At 66.2% G+C, this 16,611-nt stretch carries 21 protein-coding genes, 1 pseudogene and 1 riboswitch; of the genes and pseudogenes, 19 read left to right on the plus strand and 3 right to left on the minus strand.

The annotated features are described in order from the left end of the window. The first annotated feature begins 65 nt into the window (after positions 1–65). The 7 genes and pseudogenes from JIP62_RS06470 (at position 66) to JIP62_RS06500 (ending at position 6,472) form a co-directional block, all read left to right on the plus strand. The gene (locus tag JIP62_RS06470; protein WP_201104099.1) at positions 66–500 is read left to right on the plus strand and encodes an acyl-CoA thioesterase; all 435 of its coding nucleotides are present in this window, start codon (positions 66–68) and stop codon (positions 498–500) included. 238 nt (positions 501–738) lie between these two features. Next, entirely contained in the window at positions 739–1,374 is a 636-nt protein-coding gene (locus tag JIP62_RS06475) for a TetR/AcrR family transcriptional regulator (RefSeq protein WP_201104101.1), read from the plus strand. A 5-nt stretch (positions 1,375–1,379) separates the two neighbouring features. Next, positions 1,380–1,488: riboswitch (TPP riboswitch) on the plus strand. A gap of 123 nt (positions 1,489–1,611) precedes the next feature. After that, on the plus strand, positions 1,612–3,450 hold the full coding sequence (thiC, locus tag JIP62_RS06480; protein ID WP_201104612.1) for a phosphomethylpyrimidine synthase ThiC: 1,839 nt from the start codon (positions 1,612–1,614) through the stop codon (positions 3,448–3,450). 119 nt (positions 3,451–3,569) lie between these two features. Then, on the plus strand, positions 3,570–3,944 hold the full coding sequence (locus JIP62_RS06485) for a hypothetical protein (protein ID WP_201104102.1): 375 nt from the start codon (positions 3,570–3,572) through the stop codon (positions 3,942–3,944). A 24-nt stretch (positions 3,945–3,968) separates the two neighbouring features. Next, positions 3,969–4,246: pseudogene (locus tag JIP62_RS06490) on the plus strand (phosphomethylpyrimidine synthase ThiC); the annotation flags it as partial. A gap of 56 nt (positions 4,247–4,302) precedes the next feature. Then, entirely contained in the window at positions 4,303–5,934 is a 1,632-nt protein-coding gene (locus JIP62_RS06495; protein WP_201104103.1) for an anti-phage dCTP deaminase, read from the plus strand. A 61-nt stretch (positions 5,935–5,995) separates the two neighbouring features. Then, positions 5,996–6,472: a hypothetical protein gene (locus tag JIP62_RS06500; RefSeq protein WP_201104104.1), complete on the plus strand. Its 477-nt coding sequence runs from the start codon at positions 5,996–5,998 to the stop codon at positions 6,470–6,472. Between the two features lie 54 nt (positions 6,473–6,526). On the opposite strand, the gene JIP62_RS06505 is transcribed toward JIP62_RS06500, so the two are convergent. Both JIP62_RS06505 and JIP62_RS06510 read right to left on the minus strand, forming a co-directional pair. Further along, positions 6,527–6,709, minus strand: a complete 183-nt coding sequence (locus JIP62_RS06505; protein ID WP_230974885.1) for a hypothetical protein — start codon at positions 6,707–6,709, stop codon at positions 6,527–6,529. Beyond that, on the minus strand, positions 6,706–7,110 hold the full coding sequence (locus tag JIP62_RS06510) for a hypothetical protein (protein ID WP_201104105.1): 405 nt from the start codon (positions 7,108–7,110) through the stop codon (positions 6,706–6,708). Before JIP62_RS06510 ends, JIP62_RS06505 begins: the two co-directional genes overlap by 4 nt. Before the next feature lie 110 nt (positions 7,111–7,220). On the opposite strand from JIP62_RS06510, the gene JIP62_RS06515 reads away from it, so the two are divergent. Both JIP62_RS06515 and JIP62_RS06520 read left to right on the plus strand, forming a co-directional pair. Further along, positions 7,221–7,730, plus strand: coding sequence for a hypothetical protein (locus tag JIP62_RS06515; protein ID WP_201104106.1), 510 nt, complete (start codon positions 7,221–7,223; stop codon positions 7,728–7,730). Between the two features lie 89 nt (positions 7,731–7,819). Next, complete coding sequence (locus tag JIP62_RS06520) at positions 7,820–8,299, plus strand: hypothetical protein (protein ID WP_201104107.1); 480 nt, start codon at positions 7,820–7,822, stop codon at positions 8,297–8,299. Positions 8,300–8,343: 44 nt separating this feature from the next. On the opposite strand, the gene JIP62_RS06525 is transcribed toward JIP62_RS06520, so the two are convergent. Next, positions 8,344–9,027: a DsbA family oxidoreductase gene (locus tag JIP62_RS06525; protein WP_201104108.1), complete on the minus strand. Its 684-nt coding sequence runs from the start codon at positions 9,025–9,027 to the stop codon at positions 8,344–8,346. 115 nt (positions 9,028–9,142) lie between these two features. On the opposite strand from JIP62_RS06525, the gene JIP62_RS06530 reads away from it, so the two are divergent. From JIP62_RS06530 to JIP62_RS06575, 10 genes are all read left to right on the plus strand, one after another. Continuing rightward, positions 9,143–9,550, plus strand: a complete 408-nt coding sequence (locus JIP62_RS06530) for a DUF3597 domain-containing protein (RefSeq protein ID WP_201104109.1) — start codon at positions 9,143–9,145, stop codon at positions 9,548–9,550. Between the two features lie 116 nt (positions 9,551–9,666). After that, a complete protein-coding gene (locus tag JIP62_RS06535; RefSeq protein ID WP_201104111.1) occupies positions 9,667–11,508 on the plus strand; it encodes a DNA polymerase III subunit gamma/tau in 1,842 nt (613 codons plus the stop codon). Positions 11,509–11,510: 2 nt separating this feature from the next. Continuing rightward, positions 11,511–11,840 (plus strand): YbaB/EbfC family nucleoid-associated protein, encoded by a 330-nt coding sequence (locus tag JIP62_RS06540; protein ID WP_201104113.1) that lies wholly within the window; start codon positions 11,511–11,513, stop codon positions 11,838–11,840. Between the two features lie 15 nt (positions 11,841–11,855). Next, positions 11,856–12,458, plus strand: coding sequence for a recombination mediator RecR (gene recR, locus JIP62_RS06545; protein WP_201104115.1), 603 nt, complete (start codon positions 11,856–11,858; stop codon positions 12,456–12,458). 83 nt (positions 12,459–12,541) lie between these two features. Next, positions 12,542–13,954 carry a DNA recombination protein RmuC gene (gene rmuC, locus JIP62_RS06550; RefSeq protein ID WP_201104117.1) on the plus strand — a complete coding sequence of 471 codons (1,413 nt, stop codon included), beginning with the start codon at positions 12,542–12,544 and terminating at the stop codon, positions 13,952–13,954. Between the two features lie 128 nt (positions 13,955–14,082). Next, a complete protein-coding gene (locus JIP62_RS06555; protein WP_201104118.1) occupies positions 14,083–14,496 on the plus strand; it encodes a hypothetical protein in 414 nt (137 codons plus the stop codon). A gap of 10 nt (positions 14,497–14,506) precedes the next feature. Beyond that, positions 14,507–14,695 carry a helix-turn-helix transcriptional regulator gene (locus JIP62_RS06560; protein ID WP_201104120.1) on the plus strand — a complete coding sequence of 63 codons (189 nt, stop codon included), beginning with the start codon at positions 14,507–14,509 and terminating at the stop codon, positions 14,693–14,695. Positions 14,696–14,705: 10 nt separating this feature from the next. Further along, positions 14,706–15,293, plus strand: a complete 588-nt coding sequence (locus JIP62_RS06565) for a hypothetical protein (RefSeq protein WP_201104122.1) — start codon at positions 14,706–14,708, stop codon at positions 15,291–15,293. A gap of 50 nt (positions 15,294–15,343) precedes the next feature. After that, positions 15,344–16,333, plus strand: a complete 990-nt coding sequence (locus tag JIP62_RS06570) for a TraB/GumN family protein (RefSeq protein WP_201104124.1) — start codon at positions 15,344–15,346, stop codon at positions 16,331–16,333. Further along, entirely contained in the window at positions 16,330–16,572 is a 243-nt protein-coding gene (locus JIP62_RS06575; RefSeq protein WP_201104125.1) for a hypothetical protein, read from the plus strand. The genes JIP62_RS06570 and JIP62_RS06575 overlap by 4 nt, the downstream gene beginning before the upstream one ends. The last annotated feature ends 39 nt before the right edge of the window (positions 16,573–16,611 follow it).

A 16,611-nucleotide genomic window follows, 5' to 3' on the forward strand; every position in this document is an offset into this window, starting at 1 on the left:
CAACCCGTGCTCAAGTAGCCGACGACCGCGTCGGAGGCGGTAGCACCCAGAAGGAAGGATCCTCCATGCCCGCCCGAGACGAAGGCCCCCTGGCCGAACGCGCGACCTACAAGGCCTTTCACATGGTCTCGACCCGCTGGGCGGACAACGATCAGTACGGCCACATCAACAATGCCAAATTCTACGAGTTCGTGGATTCGGCGGTGAACGCTCACCTTCTGGTCGCCGGCGCACTGGATGAATCGATCGGTCTGGTGGTGGATTCGGGCTGCCGCTACACCTCGTCCCTCGCCTTTCCGGATGTCATCGAGGTCGGGATCAAGGTCGATCGCATCGGCAACTCCAGCGTCACCTACGGCTTTGCCGTTTTCCGCCGTGGCACGGCGGTCCCGGCCGCCATCGGCCATTTCGTGCACGTCTATGTCGATGCCGAAACCCGCCGCCCCAAAGCCCTGCCGCCCAAGCTGCGCGGCGTGGTCGAGAACCTGAAGGCGGACTGACCCCTCCGCGCTCAAGCCCCGCATCTGCGGCCCAACGGGGCAGTTGCCCGATCTTTCGATGCCAGTGTTACCGGCGGGTGGAACCGGAAGGCATGGCCGCCGGTTTCACCTTCGTCCCGATGTCGAGTTCTTCCGTCGGGTATTACGGCCCGGCCTGGTCACGCCCCCCCGACACCAGGCCGGGCCGCTCGCCTGTCAGCCTCTTGTGAGATTCCGGCCCCTGTCCCATGCTCGGGACATGTCGAACGAGTCGCCTGCCCGCCCCCGTGATCGTGCCGCGACCGAGGCCGCCATCGTGGCGGTGGCCGAACGCCTGTTGCTGGCCCAGGGCTGGACTGGCCTGAACGTCCAGACCCTGGCGGCCGAGGCGGGCGTCGATCGCAAGCTGATCTATCGCTATTTCGACGGCGTCGACGGCGTGGTCGCGCGCCTGGCCCAAGGCCTGGACCTGTGGCTGGGTCAGACCCTTGCCCGGCAGGGCCCGTCCGCCGCCACCGGCTATCCGGCCTTCGTGCGTGAGACCCTGACCGCCTATCTGCGGGCGCTGCGGGCCAATCCGCTGATCCTGCGCCTGCTGGCCTGGGAGATGGCCCAGGACACGCCCCTGCTGCGGCGGACGGAGGCGGCGCGGTCCGATGTCCTGCAGGCCTGGGTTCGTGCCCGGCGTCCGAAACTTCGCCTGCCGCCCGAGGGCGACGTCATGGCCCTGAACGCCGTGCTGCTGGCGGCCATCCACCACCTGGCCCTGGCCGCCCAGGCGCGCGGCCGCTTCGCCGGGCTGGATCTGGACGAGGGCGGCTGGACCCGGATCGAAACGGCGGTTGAGCGCCTGATCACTGCGTGGCCGATTGAACCGGCCGCCATCTCGGCCTAGGGTCGTGCCGTTCTCCGGGGGGTCGCATGCGAGCGGCTGAGATTGGCGTAGTCGCCTGACCCGTCGAACCTGATCCGGGTCATGCCGGCGAAGGGATGAGTACGCTTCGGTCCACGCGACAGGACCTTCTCGCCCCGCGTCGGCGCGACCCTCCATTCGGAGGCCGCCATGAACATCCACGTCACCACCACCGAGCCGTCGGTCGATCTGTCACTGAAAGACGCCCGTGAGCAGGTGATGAAGGAGACCGGCACCATCCCGACCGGCGAGCGGGCGGGATCGCGCAAGGTCTATGTGGCCGGCGAACTCTACCCCGACATCCGCGTGCCGTTCCGCGAGGTCGCCGTCCACCCGTCGGCCAATGAGCCGCCGGTGACCATCTATGACAGTTCCGGCCCCTATACCGACCCGACCGTCACCATCGACATCACCAAGGGTCTGCCGCACGTGAAGACCAGCTGGCAGCTGGATCGCGGCGACATCGCCCCCGTCGCCAACCCGCGCGAGGTCAAGCCCGAGGACAACGGCCACGCCAGCGGCAAGCACCTGGCCCCCCGGTTCGACACCAGCCGCCACCGCGTCTTCAAGGGCGTGGAGGGCCGCCCCGTGACGCAATACGAATACGCCCAGGCCGGCATCATCACGCCCGAGATGGAATATGTCGCCATCCGCGAGAACCTGCGCCGCGAGCAGAACGCCCCCTGCATCCGCGACGGCGAGGACTTCGGCGCCTCCATCCCCGACTATGTGACGCCCGAGTTCGTGCGTCAGGAGATCGCCCGCGGCCGCGCCATCATCCCGCACAACATCAACCACCCCGAGGTCGAGCCGATGATCATCGGCCGCAACTTCCTGGTGAAGATCAACGCCAACATCGGCAACTCGGCCGTCCTGTCCAGCGTGGACGACGAGGTGGACAAGCTGGTCTGGGCCACCCGCTGGGGGGCCGACAACGTCATGGACCTGTCGACCGGCCGCAACATCCACAACATCCGCGACTGGATCATCCGCAACTCCTCCGTCCCCATCGGCACCGTGCCCATCTATCAGGCGCTGGAGAAGGTGAACGGCGTCGCCGAGGACCTGTCCTGGGAGGTGTTCCGCGACACCCTGATCGAACAGGCCGAACAGGGCGTGGACTATTTCACCATCCACGCGGGCGTCCGCCTGCCCTTCATCCCGATGACGGCCAAGCGCGTCACCGGCATCGTCTCACGCGGCGGCTCCATCATGGCCAAATGGTGCCTCAGCCATCACCGCGAGAGCTTCCTGTATGAGCATTTCGAAGAGATCTGCGACATCATGCGGGCCTATGACGTCAGCTTCTCCCTGGGCGACGGTCTGCGCCCCGGCTCCATCGCCGACGCGAACGATGAGGCCCAGTTCGCCGAGCTGCGCACCTTGGGCGAGCTGACCAAGATCGCCTGGGCCAAGGGCTGCCAGGTCATGATCGAGGGCCCCGGCCATGTGCCGATGCACAAGATCAAGGCCAATATGGATGAGCAGCTGAAACACTGCCACGAGGCGCCCTTCTATACCTTGGGCCCGCTGACCACCGACATCGCCCCCGGCTATGACCACATCACCAGCGCCATCGGCGCGGCCATGATCGGCTGGTTCGGCACGGCCATGCTCTGCTACGTCACGCCCAAGGAGCACCTGGGCCTGCCCGACCGTCAGGACGTCAAGGACGGCGTCATCACCTACAAGATCGCCGCCCACGCGGCCGACCTGGCCAAGGGCCACCCCGCCGCCCGCCTGCACGACGACGCCCTGTCACGCGCCCGGTTCGAGTTCCGCTGGGAAGACCAGTTCAACCTCGGCCTCGACCCCGAGACCGCCCGCAAATACCACGACGAGACCCTGCCCAAGGAAGCCCACAAGACGGCCCACTTCTGCTCCATGTGCGGCCCGAAATTCTGCTCCATGAAGATCAGCCAGGACATCCGCCGCGACGCGGCAGCGCAGAACGACGCGGGGGGATCGCTGCTGGCCCCCGCCACGGCCGAGGCCGGGATGGCGGAGATGTCGGCCAAGTTCCGCGCCGGGGGCGGGGCCATCGAGGTCAAGGTCTGATCCTCGTGCCCAAATGGCTTTGCAAGGCGAATGATGAGGGTCTGTCCCACTGCGGGTGTACTGCACCGCTCGCCGCCCTCCCCGGCCAGGCCGACTGTCCATGGTGCGGCTGCGGCTATATGATCTCCTGCGCGATCTGTCAGAGGGCTTTCACCTTCGCCCGGGTGGTCGAGATCGAACAGTCGTATGAAGACCTTCTCCGGACCGATCTCCTCGACCGGGATCTTGCCGAGGTAGACGAGACCGAGGTCCGTGCGGTGGCCGCATGGCTCGCCGAGACCCTCGCCGACTTCGATGCGGGCGACATCGTGGTCTACCTGGACGGCTGCTACATTCGCGCCGACCAGCGCCCTGTCGCCTTCGAGGGGCTGTACGCCGTGCACGATCACTCAGAGGCACCCCAGGCCGCCGCCGTGCGCGACGGCCGCCCTTTGACCGAGGATCTCGGTCGTCCCCAATGGTGGTTCGACCGCGAGCGGCCGGATCGAGACTAGGCTTTGCCAATGCCCGGTTCGCGTTCCCTCGGCCTCGACCCCGAAACCGCCCGCAAATACCACGACGAACCGAAGGTCGGCGAAGCCAGACCCTGCCCAAGGAAGCGCACAAGACGGCCCACTTCTGCTCCATGTGCGGCCCGAAATTCTGCTCCATGAAGATCAGCCTGGACATCCGCCGGGATGCGGCGGCCCAGAATGATGCGGGCGGTTCACTGGCCGAGGCCGAGGCGGAAGCCGGGATGGCGGAGATGTCGGCCAAGTTCCGCGCCGGGGGCGGGGTGGTGGAGGTGAAGGTGTGATGGGCTGCTCAGCGAATCAGCGGACGTACCGTATGCTCGCTGCTTGAGGGGGACACATGGCAGAACCGGCAAAAGCGGCCCGACCCGCGCCTGCAGACAACGATGAGCGCAATGTAGGTGCGCGTGAACTTCTGGTGGGTCAGGCCGCCAATGAACTTGTCGTAGCCGTGGTCGGCCATGTCGGATCAGGTACGAGTGAGATTGCCGAGCTGGTAGCTAACCTCCTCGAGGATATCGGCGGGTTCGAGACGACCATCGTTAAAGCTCGGCGAGAGATCGAAGAGTGGGCTCGAGCCAATGGTAAGCCAGTGCCAGCCGACCGGGATCGTCTCGAAACCACTCAGGCGCTGCAGGACCTCGGCGATGCGATGCGCGCGCAGACTTCAGATTTTGCCTCGGTCGGAGAGGCGATAGCGGCGCGTATTCGGGTGCTGCGGGCTGAAAAACAGGCAGTCGTAATTGAAGGCTCAGAACCCGTGGTCCCTGACGGCACACCTCGGGCATACGTCGTTGACGCCATCAGGCATCCGGCCGAGGTCGAGGTTCTAAGGCACATCTATCAAGACGCCTTCGTGCTTATCGGCGTGGTCTGTGACGAGGACGTTCGGATAACGCGCATCACTCGGAAGTATGAGAATGCCGGGCGGGCAGCGGCGGAAGCGCTGATGAAGTGCGACGCCAAACGCGGGCCAAAAAATGGGCAGCGAGTTTCTGACGCTTTCCATATGTCGGACTTCTTCGTCGACAACAGCGAGCCCAGGCTGCTTGAGAATGGCGAGGGAAATTCGGACTGGAACGTCAATGAGAAGCTCACTCGCCTTCTCAAGATCGTGAGTCACAGTGAGGTAATCCGGCCTTCGATCGCAGAAACCGCAATGCATCATGCGTACAGTGCGTCGATGAGAAGCGCCTGCCTGTCGCGGCAGGTTGGAGCCGCTCTGATCGACGATGCCGGGAACGTCATTGCTACCGGAACGAACGAGGCGCCCCGGGCCGGTGGCGGCGTATACGGTGAACTATTTGCCGACGAAGGTAGCGACCACAGGTGTGCCTTCTCGAACAAATATTGCAGTAATACTGTTCAGCAAAATGAGATCGCCACCCGCATCGTCGACAACATTCCGGCGCTTAAGTCTCTTCCTCCGGAAGAAAAGGCGGCGATTTCGGTGCAACTGCGTGATACTGACATCGGAGATTTGATCGAGTTCAGTCGCGCGGTGCACGCTGAAATGGATGCTCTGCTTTCAGCCGCTCGCGCTGGAACTTCCACAGTTGGGACCCGGCTCTACGTTACGACGTTCCCCTGTCATTATTGCGCGAGACACATTGTCTCTGCGGGAGTCGATGAGGTGCAGTTCATTGAGCCGTACCCGAAGAGCAAGGCCCTCTCGTTACACAAAGACAGCATCGAGACTGTGGCGAGTCGATGGTCATCCCCTTCTGACGTCCGCCTGAAAACGAAGGTCGGCGACGATGATACCCATCCCAAAGTTTTGTTCAGGCCGTTCGTAGGCGTTGCACCCCGAATGTATCGCCGAGCGTTCCTGAAAATGAGGGAATTAAAGGACAAGACGACAGGGAAGATGGATATCGGTAACCCTGAATGGGGTACCAGTTGGCACCTTCGTGCTGCTGGGTATGCTGAGTTGGAAGCCCAGATCGCTAATCGCGGGAATAAAGGTGGCTAGACTTAACGAGGTGAATTTTCTGAGGGCCGTCGCCCCTAGGCAGCCGCGCGCAATGAGCGCGATGCGTTTGCCGGTCGCTCAACCCCTCCAAATGACGCTCTTCCCTCGGGACGAAGAGAACCTCATCGCCACGGTCGTCTTTGAGGCCGTTCCGTTCGACTTTGTTCGGCGTCTCGTGGCTAACTTGCGTCCAGGGGCGATTTTTGACCTGCGAGTTTCCCCGCGCTTTGACTACGGGGGCGCAACCCGACGGGCAGTGGTGGACTGGTTTAAGAGCAGCGGAGCACTCTATTATGATCTCTCCGGAGAGATTGGCGTGTTGCGAAAACACGACGCGCGCCTCAATCCCGTATTTGTCGGAGAAGCAGTGCGTGACCGTGTGATACCGCTCACCAATCAGGGCAGATCGTTGATCTTTTTGATCGATGAGCGGAACGACACACCTTCTTACGTGGAAGCTCTACTCGACGGTGTTGCTCCGGATAGAAACGAGTGGAATTGGATGCGGGTCGGCGGTGCCAATCAGGTTCTCGTTTAGGGGAAGTGATTGGGGTCTTCTCACCCCTCCCCCGCCAGCCCCCGCAACGCCTCCTCAAACACCCCCGCCGGCTGCCCCCGAGATCAGCCACTTCCCCTCCACCACCACGGCGGGCACGCCGTTGATCCCGCGCGAGACCCACAGCGCATCCGCCGCCCGCACCTCGGCGGCATGCAGGTCGTCGGGAGAGCCCCCCTCGCCCCCAACCCCATCCTTCGTCAGCGCGCCAAGCCTCAAAGCTGCTGGTCGATCAGGTCGATGATCTCGGCGATGCTGATGGTGAAGACGCCGCCCCCGGCGGCGCGCCAGTCGGCGATGCCGGGGCGATGGTCCGGCATTCGTTCCGGGCGTCTGTCCGACAGGCGGGTCACGCTCGCATCCAGGGTCTGGCGACTGACCGGGCTGTGGGCCAGATCCGTCGGTCCCCATTTCGCGTCGGCCCGGATGCCGGTGACCGAGACGTGGTAGATGCGGCCCATCGCGGCGCTGTCCTCGATCTCCCGGATCACCAGCAGCGATTGCGGCTCCTGCGGGCGGGTCCGGTATTCCCAGACCTGGCCCACTGCATAGGGATCGCCCGAGGCCTGGAGCGGCGCGCCGAACAGGATCGCCAGCACCGCCGTCAACACAGTGATCATCGTGCATCCTCCACCCCGGCACAGCTTCCCATGACAGGGAGGCCACCGCCATGGGAATCGCGTTGCGAGATGCGCTCGACTCCGGCTCCCGCCCGCGCCACTGTCACCGCATGTTCACCCTCGCCCTGACCCTCGCCCTCGCCGCCGCCGCGCCGGTTCAGGCCGCCGACCCGCTCGCCCCCGCCCGAGAGGGCCGCCTACAATGCCATTCGCCCGACACGGCGCGGAAGACCTGTGCGGCCCTGGCCGGCTATACCTTTGCCTCTGACGGAACGATCCTGAACCAGTCGGAGGTGATGGTGAATCCGTCGCCCCTGATCGTCATGCGCGATTCCGAGCCCGTTTATATCCGCGACGGGGCTGTGTGCGGACGGGTCGGCGGGTTCGAGGACACGGTGTTCCTGATCAACGGCCATCCGACCGAGGCGGCGACCGCCAATATGCTGCGCCAGCGGGTCGTGGCCGCCTTCGACGGCTTCGGCACGGAGGTCTGCACCACCTATGTCACCGAGGGAGACGCGCTGCGGGCCGAGGTCGCCGTCGACGGCCAGCGCCGCACCGAGCTTGATCAGTCCCTTATCTGGATCTCGCCTGCGGACGGCTATTCGGTCCGGCCCTAGGGTCCGTACTCAACACTGCCCCCCTACGACCCATCCTTACGTAGCCGCATGCTAGCCCTGCCCCCACTCGCAAACGGGGAGGCAGACGGATGGCAGACGGATCACCCACGCTGTACGGCAAGGGGCGCAGTGCGCCCGATGAGGTCTGGGCGCGGGTGCGGGAGGATTATCTGTCGGGGCTGCCGGGGGGCGAGGTCTGTCGGCGGCACGGGGTGGGGCTGACGGCCATGCGCAACCGGGCGGCGCGCGAGGGCTGGCGGCGCACGGACCAGCCCTGGACCCCGCCCAACACCCTGGACCCCGATGACGAGGGGCTGCTGCTGGAAAATGAAGTCCACGGCGACCTGGATCAGGTCGAGCTGCGCCAGCTGTCCTTCGTCGCCTCGCGCCGGATGCAGCGCGCCGTGCTGCGGGGTCAGGCCGCCGAGGCCCTGCGCTGGAGCCGCGTCCGCATCATGGTCGACGCCGAGGCGGTCGAGGAGGAGCAGGCGATAGAGCAGGAAGAGCGGCTCTGGCACTACCTCCACGTCGCGTCCAAAGGCCCGGACCCGGACAACCGGGTGGACTGAGTGGACTCAATTTTCCGATCGCCTGCCACAGGCGGCCAAAGGCGTCAGGACGCCGCCATCTGCCGCAGCGCCTGTTCGAACACCGCCGCCGGCTGGCCGCCGCTGATCAGATATTTGCCCTCGACCACCACGGCGGGCACGCTGTTGATGCCGCGCGACAGCCACAGCTGTTCCTCGGCCCGCACCTCGGCGGCATAGAGGCCGTCTGACAGGACACGGGCCGCCTGGGCGCGGTCCAGCCCCGCCGCCTTCGCCGCGTCGGCCAGGACCTGAGGGTCGGTCATGGTGCGGCCCTCGGTGAAATGGGCCTCGAACAGGGCCGCCTTCAGCGCCGCCTGTTCGTCCCGTCCGATCGTGCCGGCCCAGTGCAGCAGCCGGTGGGCGTCAAAGGTATTCCAGATCCGGCTGTCCGGCCCCATCCGCATCTCGAAACCCTGCCAGGCCTCTGCCGCCCGCTCGGTGATCATGGCGCGGTTGGCCGCCGACTGTTCGGCGGTCGAGCCGTATTTGCGGGCAATGTGCTCGCCGATGTTTTCGCCCTCCGGCGGCATCTGAGGGTTCAGCTCGAACGGCTGAAAGGTGATCTGCGCTTCGATCCCCTCGGCCTTCAGCGTCTCCAGCGCCGTCCGCAATCCGCCCAGCCCCACCACACACCAGGGGCAGACGATGTCTGAGACGAAGTCGATGGTCAGGGTGCGGGTCGGGGTCTGGGGTGCGGTGTCGGTCATGCCCTCCACATAGGGGCCGCCGGGGGCGACCGGAACCTGCGACCGCTGCAAACGTCGCAGGGAACCTTGCCCGCCCGCATCCGCTGTGCCCGTCACACCCGATCAGGAGCGACAGATGAGCATTCTCGGCAAGATTCTCGGCGGCATCTTCAAGCGCGAGCCCGAGGCCCCTGCGGCCCAGCCTGACCCCGCCCCCACGGCGGCAACGGCACCCCAGCCCGCCCCGCCCGTCACCGCCGGAGCCGCGACCTCGCCCCAGCCCGAGCCGGTCGATGTTGCCGGCATCCTGGACTTCATGAACGACCAGCGGGACCAGAAGCTGAACTGGCGCACCTCCATCGTCGACCTGATGAAGCTGATCGGCCTGGAGAGCTCGCTGGCCGAGCGCAAGGAACTGGCGCAGGAACTGAACTATCCCGGCGACACCTCCGACACGGCGTCGATGAACATCTGGCTGCACAAGCAGGTGCTGCAAAAGATCGTGGACAACGGGGGCCAGCTGCCGCGCGACATGACGCCTTGATTGGAAAGGGGGCGCTACCGCTCGCCGCGCGGCGGCTCACTGCTTGAGCGGGACCTGTGGATCATGCCCTGCCTTGGGAGTCGCCACTGGTCGCGTCCTCGCGCTATGACGGGACCATGAGCGACGCCGACCCGAATCTCGACGGCCCTCCGTGGGAGGAAGACGAACCTGCCGAGATCTTCGAGCGGGATGAGAACACCGACGACATGTTCGGCGCGCCCGCCCCGGCGGCGCCCGAGCCTGCCGCCGCTTCCGCCGTGGTCGAGGCTGCTCCTGCCGCCGAGACCGACGGGGCCGCCTATACGGTTCTGGCGCGCAAATACCGGCCCCGGACCTTCGAGGATCTGATCGGCCAGGAGGCGATGGTTCGCACCCTGACCAATGCCTTTGCCAGCGGCCGGATCGCCCATGCCTTCATGCTGACCGGCGTGCGGGGGGTGGGCAAGACGACGACGGCGCGCCTGCTGGCCCGGGCCCTGAACAACGAGACCGACACCATCGACCGGCCGTCCCTGGCCCTGACGCTGGATGGACGGCACGACGCGGCCATCATGGCGGGCCAGCATATGGACGTCATGGAGATGGACGCTGCCTCCCACACCGGGGTCGGCGACATCCGCGACATCCTGGAAAGCGTCCGCTATGCCCCGGTCGAGGCACGCTACAAGGTCTATGTGCTGGACGAGGTCCACATGCTCTCGACGCAGGCGTTCAACGCCCTGCTGAAGACGCTGGAAGAACCCCCGCCCCACGCCAAATTCATCTTTGCCACCACCGAGATCCGCAAGGTCCCGGTGACGATCCTCAGCCGCTGCCAGCGGTTCGACCTGCGCCGGGTGGAGCCCGAGATTCTGGTCGAGCACCTGTCGCGCATCGCCGATCGCGAGGGGATGCGGGTGGAGGCCGACGCCCTGGCCCTGATCGCGCGCGCAGCCGAGGGCTCGGTACGGGACGGGCTGTCGCTGCTCGACCAGGCGCTGGTGCAGGCCGAGCAGGGCCAGACCGTCCAGACCACTGTGGTCCGCGACATGCTGGGCCTGGCCGACCGCAGCCAGACCATCGCCCTGTTCGAACGCATCATGGCCGGCCGCACGCCCGAGGCGCTGGAAATCTTCCGCACCCTTTATGGCTATGGTGCCGATCCGGTTCAGGTGACCAACGACCTCCTGGAACACTGCCACGCCGCCTCGGTGGCCAAGATGCTGGGGCCCAATGCGACCCGCCTGCCGAACGATCAGGCCCAGGCCCTGGCGGCGCTGGGGGCCGCGATCTCGGCCGGGACCCTGTCTCGCACCTGGCAGATGCTGCTGAAGGCTCTGGACGAGGTGCGGCGCGCGCCCAATCCGGCCGATGCCGTGGAAATGGCGATTGTCCGCCTAGCCTATGCCGCCGACCTGCCGGGCCCGGAGGAGGCGCTGAAGGCACTCCAGTCGGGCGAGATGCCCGGCGGCGGGGCCGGACCGCGCGGTTCGGGCGGCGGCGGCGGAGGCGGAGGCGGCGGGGCCTCGGCCCAGGCTGTGGCACGGCCCATGGCGGCCCCCGCGCGGCCAGACCCGCAGACCTTTGAACAGATGGTCGCCCTGCTGGGGGAAAAGCGCGAGATCGGCCTGCAGATCGATGTGAAATCCTATATCCGGCCGGTGTCGTTCAAGCCGGGCGTCCTGACCTATGAGCCGGTGGCCGGGGCACCGGTCGACCTTTCGCGGCGGCTGATCGCACGACTGAACGAATGGACCGGCCGCACCTGGCTGATCGCCGCCAACGGTCAGGGCGGGGCGGCGACCCTGATGGATCAGGAAAAGGCCGCCCGCGCGGCTGAGCGTGCGCGCATCGAGGCCGACCCCTTTGTGCAGTCCGTGCTGGCTGCCTTTCCCGGAGCCAAGATCGGCGAGATCAAATTGCCGCCCCGCGCCCCGGAACTGCCTGTAATCCCGGACGAACCGATCGAGGAAGACTGACCATGAAAGACCTCAACGCCCTGATGCAGCAGGCCCAGGCCATGCAGCAGAAACTGCAGGACGCCCAGGCCAAGATGGCCGAGACGACGGCGTCCGGCACCTCCGGCGGCGGTCTGGTCACCGTGGCTCTGAAGGGACCGGGCGAAATCACCGCCGTGACCATCGACGACAGTCTGATGGTGCCGGGCGAAACCGAGATTCTGGCCGATCTGATCGTGGCCGCCCATGCCGATGCCAAACGCCGCCTGGACGAGATCAACGGGGCCCTGATGCGCGAGGCTGCCGGGCCCATGGCCGGGATGAACATCCCCGGCATGCCCAAGCTGTTCTGATCCTCACCCCCTGAAATGGCCGCCTTCGCCGGACCCGAGATCGAACGCCTGATCGCCCTCTTGGCCAAGCTGCCGGGGATGGGCCCGCGCTCGGCCCGGCGCGCGGCGCTGGCCTTGCTGAAACGGCGCGAGGCCCTGCTGATCCCGCTGGCGGCGGCCCTGGCGGAAACGGCGGACAAGGTGCGGTCCTGTTCGATCTGCGGCACGCCCGACACCCGCGATCCCTGCTCCATCTGCTCGGACCCTGCGCGGGACAACAGCCTGATCTGCGTGGTCGAGGAGGCCGGGGCCCTGTGGGCCATGGAACGGTCGGGCGCGTTTCGCGGCAAGTATCATGTGCTGGGCGGATTGTTGTCGGCGCTCGACGGTGTGGGCCCTGACGCCCTGCGCGTCACCGAACTGGTCGGACGGACACGGGGCGGAGAGGCCAGCGAGGTGATCCTGGCCCTGCCCGCGACGGTCGATGGTCAGACCACCGCCCACTATATCGCCGAGCGGCTGGCCGGGTCGGGCGTGTCGATCACCTCCCTGGCGCGGGGCGTGCCGGTCGGCGGCGAACTGGACTGGCTGGACGACGGCACGATCGTCCAGGCTCTTCGCGCCCGCAGACCGACGTAGGAGCGAACTCTGCGCGGGCTTTCGTGTCACGCTCAACATCGCTAGGAACAGAGAGTGAACTTTTTGTCCGGAGCCGCCCTGTCGTGACCGCCCTTTCGACCGTCCTGCCCATCATCGCCGCTGTCTTCTCTCTGCTGGCCATGGTCTTTGCCTGGATGGCCTGGTCGGCGACCAAGGGCGGGGGTGCGGCGGCATCGGCCATGGACCGGTTGCCGGACATCCTGCGCGGCGAGATGGCATCGTTTCGCCAGGGCACCGACCAGCTGGCCTCCACCCAACGGCTGGAGCTGAACAGCGTGCTCAAGGGCATGGCCGACAGCCTGAATGCTCGCATCGCCGCCCTGACCCAGGACGTGAACCTGCGGCTGCAGGCCCTGGCCGAGGTCCAGCAGAAGACCGGCGAGAACCTGGCCGAGAACCAGCGGCTGCGGCTGAACGAGACCAATGCCGCCGTGCTCAAACTGACCGAAACCCTGACTGCCCAGCAGATCGAGGGCCGCAAGGCCATGCACGAAGAGCTGGAAAAGGTCCGCCAGACCCTGTCCGGCAATCTGGAAAGCCTGCGCAAGGAGAACGAGGCCAAGCTGGAGCAGATGCGTCTGACGGTGGACGAAAAGCTGCAGGCCACCCTCGATCAGCGGCTGGATGCCAGCTTCAAACAGGTCAGCGACCGGCTGGAGTCGGTTCAGAAGGGGCTGGGCGAGATGCAGTCCCTGGCCACGGGCGTCGGCGATCTGAAGCGGGTTCTGACCAATGTAAAATCACGCGGCACCTGGGGCGAAGTCCAGCTGGGCGCCTTGCTGGAAGATACCCTGACGACCGAACAATATGCCGAACAGGTTCAGGTCCGGCCGCGCAGCAATGAGCGGGTGGATTTCGCGGTGCGCCTGCCCGGGCAGGACGAGAACGGCCAGGTCTGGCTGCCGATCGACTGCAAGTTTCCGCATGAGGACTATGCCCGCCTGGTCGCCGCACAGGAGGCCGCCGATCCGGTGGAGGCCGCCACGGCGGGCAAGGCGCTGGAGCGGGCCATCGCTGCACAGGCCCGCTCGGTCGCCGAGAAATACATCAGCCCGCCCCACACGACCGACTTCGCCTATCTGTATCTGCCGACCGAAGGTCTGTTTGCCGAGATTGTCCGCCGCGAAGGCTTCGCCGCCGAACTGCGGGCCAAGCACCGGGTCGAACTGGCCGGCCCCAGCACCCTGACGGCCCTGCTGAACAGCCTTCGCGTCGGGTTCCGGTCCCTGCAGATCCAGAAGAAATCCAGCGAGGTCTGGACCGAACTGGGCAAGGTGAAGACGGCGTTCGAGAAATACGGCGACGCTCTGGAGGCGGTGGATGTCTCGCTGGAACGGGCACGGTCCAAGGTGTCGGACGTCGGCAAGCGCCATAGGGCGGCGGTGCACAGCCTGCGCAACGTCGAGAACGTCGCCCTGCCCGAACCGGCGACACAGCCCGCAGCCCTGATCTCGGAAATGCCCGACGCGGACTGATCCGCAAGCGACATTGTCATTTTGACAAGGGCGCTTGACATGCCCCTGCCACGATGTAAAACACCCTTGTCAACGCTATGAGGGGTCGGACGATGAGCAGATCAGGGCACAGATGGTTGCGGAATCCCTTGATCCGCTATCTGTTCGTGTTTGGCCTGATGCTGGTGGCCGGTCTCATCGCCGGCGGCCTGGCCGCTGCCGTCGGGGCCTCCAACCCCCTGCGGCTGACGCTGACGGTTGTCGGACTTTCCACGACCATGGCCTTGGCGATCGCGGCCTGCGCCTGGTGGTGGCAGGGCCTGGATGAGGCCGCGCGCGAGGCGCACAAATGGGCCTGGTGGTGGGGTTCCACCTTCAGCCTGGCCGTTGGCGGTGTCGTTCTGATCACCCTGACCATGGCCATGAACCCGGCCGAAATGAACGAGGCGCTGCGCGACACGACGGCCATAGACCTGGTGGCGGGTGGGGCCATGGGTGCTCTGCTGATGCAATGCGGGGGCTATTTCATCGCCTGGGCGGTGTGGTGGCTGCGGCGGCGTTGAGGAGCACAGGATGAACAACCGCCTCAAGGTGCTGCGCGCCGAACGCAACTGGAGCCAGGCCGAGCTGGCCGACCGGCTCGGGGTCTCGCGTCAGACCGTCAATGCGCTGGAAACGGGCCGCTATGACCCGTCCCTGCCGCTCGCTTTCAAGATCGCCCGGGTCTTCGAACAACCCATCGAATCTATCTTCAACGACTGAGGAGCCTGTCATGAGTGCGTCGCTTGACCAAAAGCCCTCCCTGGCCCTTCGCCTTCTCGGCATTGCCGCCCTGGCGGCTGCGGGCGGCACCACCGGCTATGCCATGGCCAGTGTCACAGCGCTGGAGACCCTGCCCTGGGACGACAGCCTGAACCTACTGATGGCAGCCCTGCTGGTGGTCTCCGCACTGGCCAGCGTGGTGGCGATGTTCGTCCGCCCCTCCTCGATGCCCAAGGGGTGCGGTGTTCTGCAGATCACCGTGCTGCTTCTGGCCGGAGTCATGCTGTTGCTGCCGATCTTCGGCCCGGCCTATGCCTCGCCGGACGTGGTCTTCGGGGCGGTGATCGTGCTGCTGATCGGCCAGAGCATCGCCAATCTGATGCTGTGGAAGGCCGCCGACGAGCTGTTTCGCCGCGTCATGGCCGAGACCAGCGCCCTGGCCTTCTGGGCCGTGCAGCTGGCCCTGTTCGTCTATGCCGCAGCCGAGCGCGTGGGCCTGGTCCAGAGCCTGTCCGCCTGGGGCATGATGGGCATTCTGATGGGCATCTATCTGGCCTGTTCGGTCATCGCCTCGGCCCGGCGCGGCCTGGCCGCCTGATTTTTCTCACTCCTCTCCAACCCTTCGACCCAATCCAAAGGACTGAACCCATGACCCTGATCGCTCGTCTCAAGACCACCGCCTCGACCCTCGGCCGCACCACCCTGGGTGCCGCCCTGGGCCTGGGCCTGTTCGCCTCGGTCGCTGGCGGCCTGCCCTCGGCCGCCTTCGCCCAGGATGCCGCTGCACCCGCAACCGCCGCCGCCCCGCGCGCCGTCGTACCGGCTGCCGGACAAGGCCCGGCCCTGTGGGTCGTCCGCGACGCCGACTCGACCATCTATCTGTTCGGCACGGTCCATGTGCTGCGTCCCGACACCGCCTGGGGTTCGCCCGCCGTCGATGCCGCCTTCGATGCGAGCTCGGAAATCTGGTTCGAGATCACCAACCCCGACGATCAGGCTGCGGCCCTTCCGCTGATCCAGCAGTACGGCGTCTCGCCGAACCGGCCCCTGTCCAGCATCCTTACCGCCGATGACCTGGCCAAGCTGGACGTTGCCGCCCGAAGCATTGGAGCCACGGCGGCCCAGCTGGACCCGATGCGCCCCTGGCTGGTCGCCCTGACCCTGTCGGTCGCGCCGCTGGCCAAGGCCGGATATGACGCAAACTCGGGCGTTGAAATCGTGCTGCGCGAACGCGCCGTAGCCGCCGGCAAGCCGGTCCGCGGCCTGGAGACCATGGAAGGTCAGCTGGGCATCCTGGCCGGTCTGTCGGAGGAAACTCAGATCGCCTTCCTGCGCTCCACCCTGGAAGACTTCGAGCAGGCCACCGTCGAACTGGACCGTCTGGTCGCCGCCTGGGCCACCGGGGATACCGCAGCGATCGAACAGATCGGTGTCATTCCGATGATGGAAGCCAGCCCCGAGGTCTATTTGGCCCTTCTGGCCGAACGCAATGCCAACTGGGCGACCCAGATCGAAACCATGCTGGAAGGCTCCGGAACGATCTTCATCGCTGTCGGGGCCGCCCACCTGGTGGGTGCTGAAAGCGTGCAGAAGATGCTGGAAGATGCCGGCGTCGACGTTCAGCGCGTGCAGCCGTGACCGACCCTTCGGCGGACACAGGGCTGCCGTCACAGGCCGCAGCCCCGACCAACCCGCGCTGGGTCAAGGTTGGGGTGATCGGTCTGATCGGCCTGGTCTGGATCGCCACCCTGGTGTCGATCGCTTTGGGGGATGACTGGCGCGAAGGGCTGTTCTGGGCGGTGATCGCCACCCTGTGCCTGTCCGCCGTTGACCTGGGTATTGATCTCAGCCGCAAACGCCGGCCCAAGGCGGATTGACGCCTCACCTGCCAGCCCGGCCAGGTCCTGGATCGCCCA

Source organism: Brevundimonas vitisensis (assembly GCF_016656965.1).
GTDB classification, from domain to species: domain Bacteria; phylum Pseudomonadota; class Alphaproteobacteria; order Caulobacterales; family Caulobacteraceae; genus Brevundimonas; species Brevundimonas vitisensis.

Excerpts from the sequence above, each read along its gene's own strand:
- JIP62_RS06470 (WP_201104099.1), top strand. The coding sequence starts at position 66 with ATGCCCGCCCGAGACGAAGGCCCCCTGGCCGAACGCGCGACCTACAAG.
- JIP62_RS06475 (WP_201104101.1), top strand. The coding sequence starts at position 739 with ATGTCGAACGAGTCGCCTGCCCGCCCCCGTGATCGTGCCGCGACCGAG.
- thiC (WP_201104612.1), top strand. The coding sequence starts at position 1,612 with ATGAAGGAGACCGGCACCATCCCGACCGGCGAGCGGGCGGGATCGCGC.
- JIP62_RS06485 (WP_201104102.1), top strand. The coding sequence starts at position 3,570 with ATGATCTCCTGCGCGATCTGTCAGAGGGCTTTCACCTTCGCCCGGGTG.
- JIP62_RS06495 (WP_201104103.1), top strand. The coding sequence starts at position 4,303 with ATGGCAGAACCGGCAAAAGCGGCCCGACCCGCGCCTGCAGACAACGAT.
- JIP62_RS06500 (WP_201104104.1), top strand. The coding sequence starts at position 5,996 with ATGCGTTTGCCGGTCGCTCAACCCCTCCAAATGACGCTCTTCCCTCGG.
- JIP62_RS06510 (WP_201104105.1), bottom strand. The coding sequence starts at position 7,110 with ATGATCACTGTGTTGACGGCGGTGCTGGCGATCCTGTTCGGCGCGCCG.
- JIP62_RS06515 (WP_201104106.1), top strand. The coding sequence starts at position 7,221 with ATGTTCACCCTCGCCCTGACCCTCGCCCTCGCCGCCGCCGCGCCGGTT.
- JIP62_RS06520 (WP_201104107.1), top strand. The coding sequence starts at position 7,820 with ATGGCAGACGGATCACCCACGCTGTACGGCAAGGGGCGCAGTGCGCCC.
- JIP62_RS06525 (WP_201104108.1), bottom strand. The coding sequence starts at position 9,027 with ATGACCGACACCGCACCCCAGACCCCGACCCGCACCCTGACCATCGAC.
- JIP62_RS06530 (WP_201104109.1), top strand. The coding sequence starts at position 9,143 with ATGAGCATTCTCGGCAAGATTCTCGGCGGCATCTTCAAGCGCGAGCCC.
- JIP62_RS06535 (WP_201104111.1), top strand. The coding sequence starts at position 9,667 with ATGAGCGACGCCGACCCGAATCTCGACGGCCCTCCGTGGGAGGAAGAC.
- JIP62_RS06540 (WP_201104113.1), top strand. The coding sequence starts at position 11,511 with ATGAAAGACCTCAACGCCCTGATGCAGCAGGCCCAGGCCATGCAGCAG.
- recR (WP_201104115.1), top strand. The coding sequence starts at position 11,856 with ATGGCCGCCTTCGCCGGACCCGAGATCGAACGCCTGATCGCCCTCTTG.
- JIP62_RS06560 (WP_201104120.1), top strand. The coding sequence starts at position 14,507 with ATGAACAACCGCCTCAAGGTGCTGCGCGCCGAACGCAACTGGAGCCAG.
- JIP62_RS06565 (WP_201104122.1), top strand. The coding sequence starts at position 14,706 with ATGAGTGCGTCGCTTGACCAAAAGCCCTCCCTGGCCCTTCGCCTTCTC.
- JIP62_RS06570 (WP_201104124.1), top strand. The coding sequence starts at position 15,344 with ATGACCCTGATCGCTCGTCTCAAGACCACCGCCTCGACCCTCGGCCGC.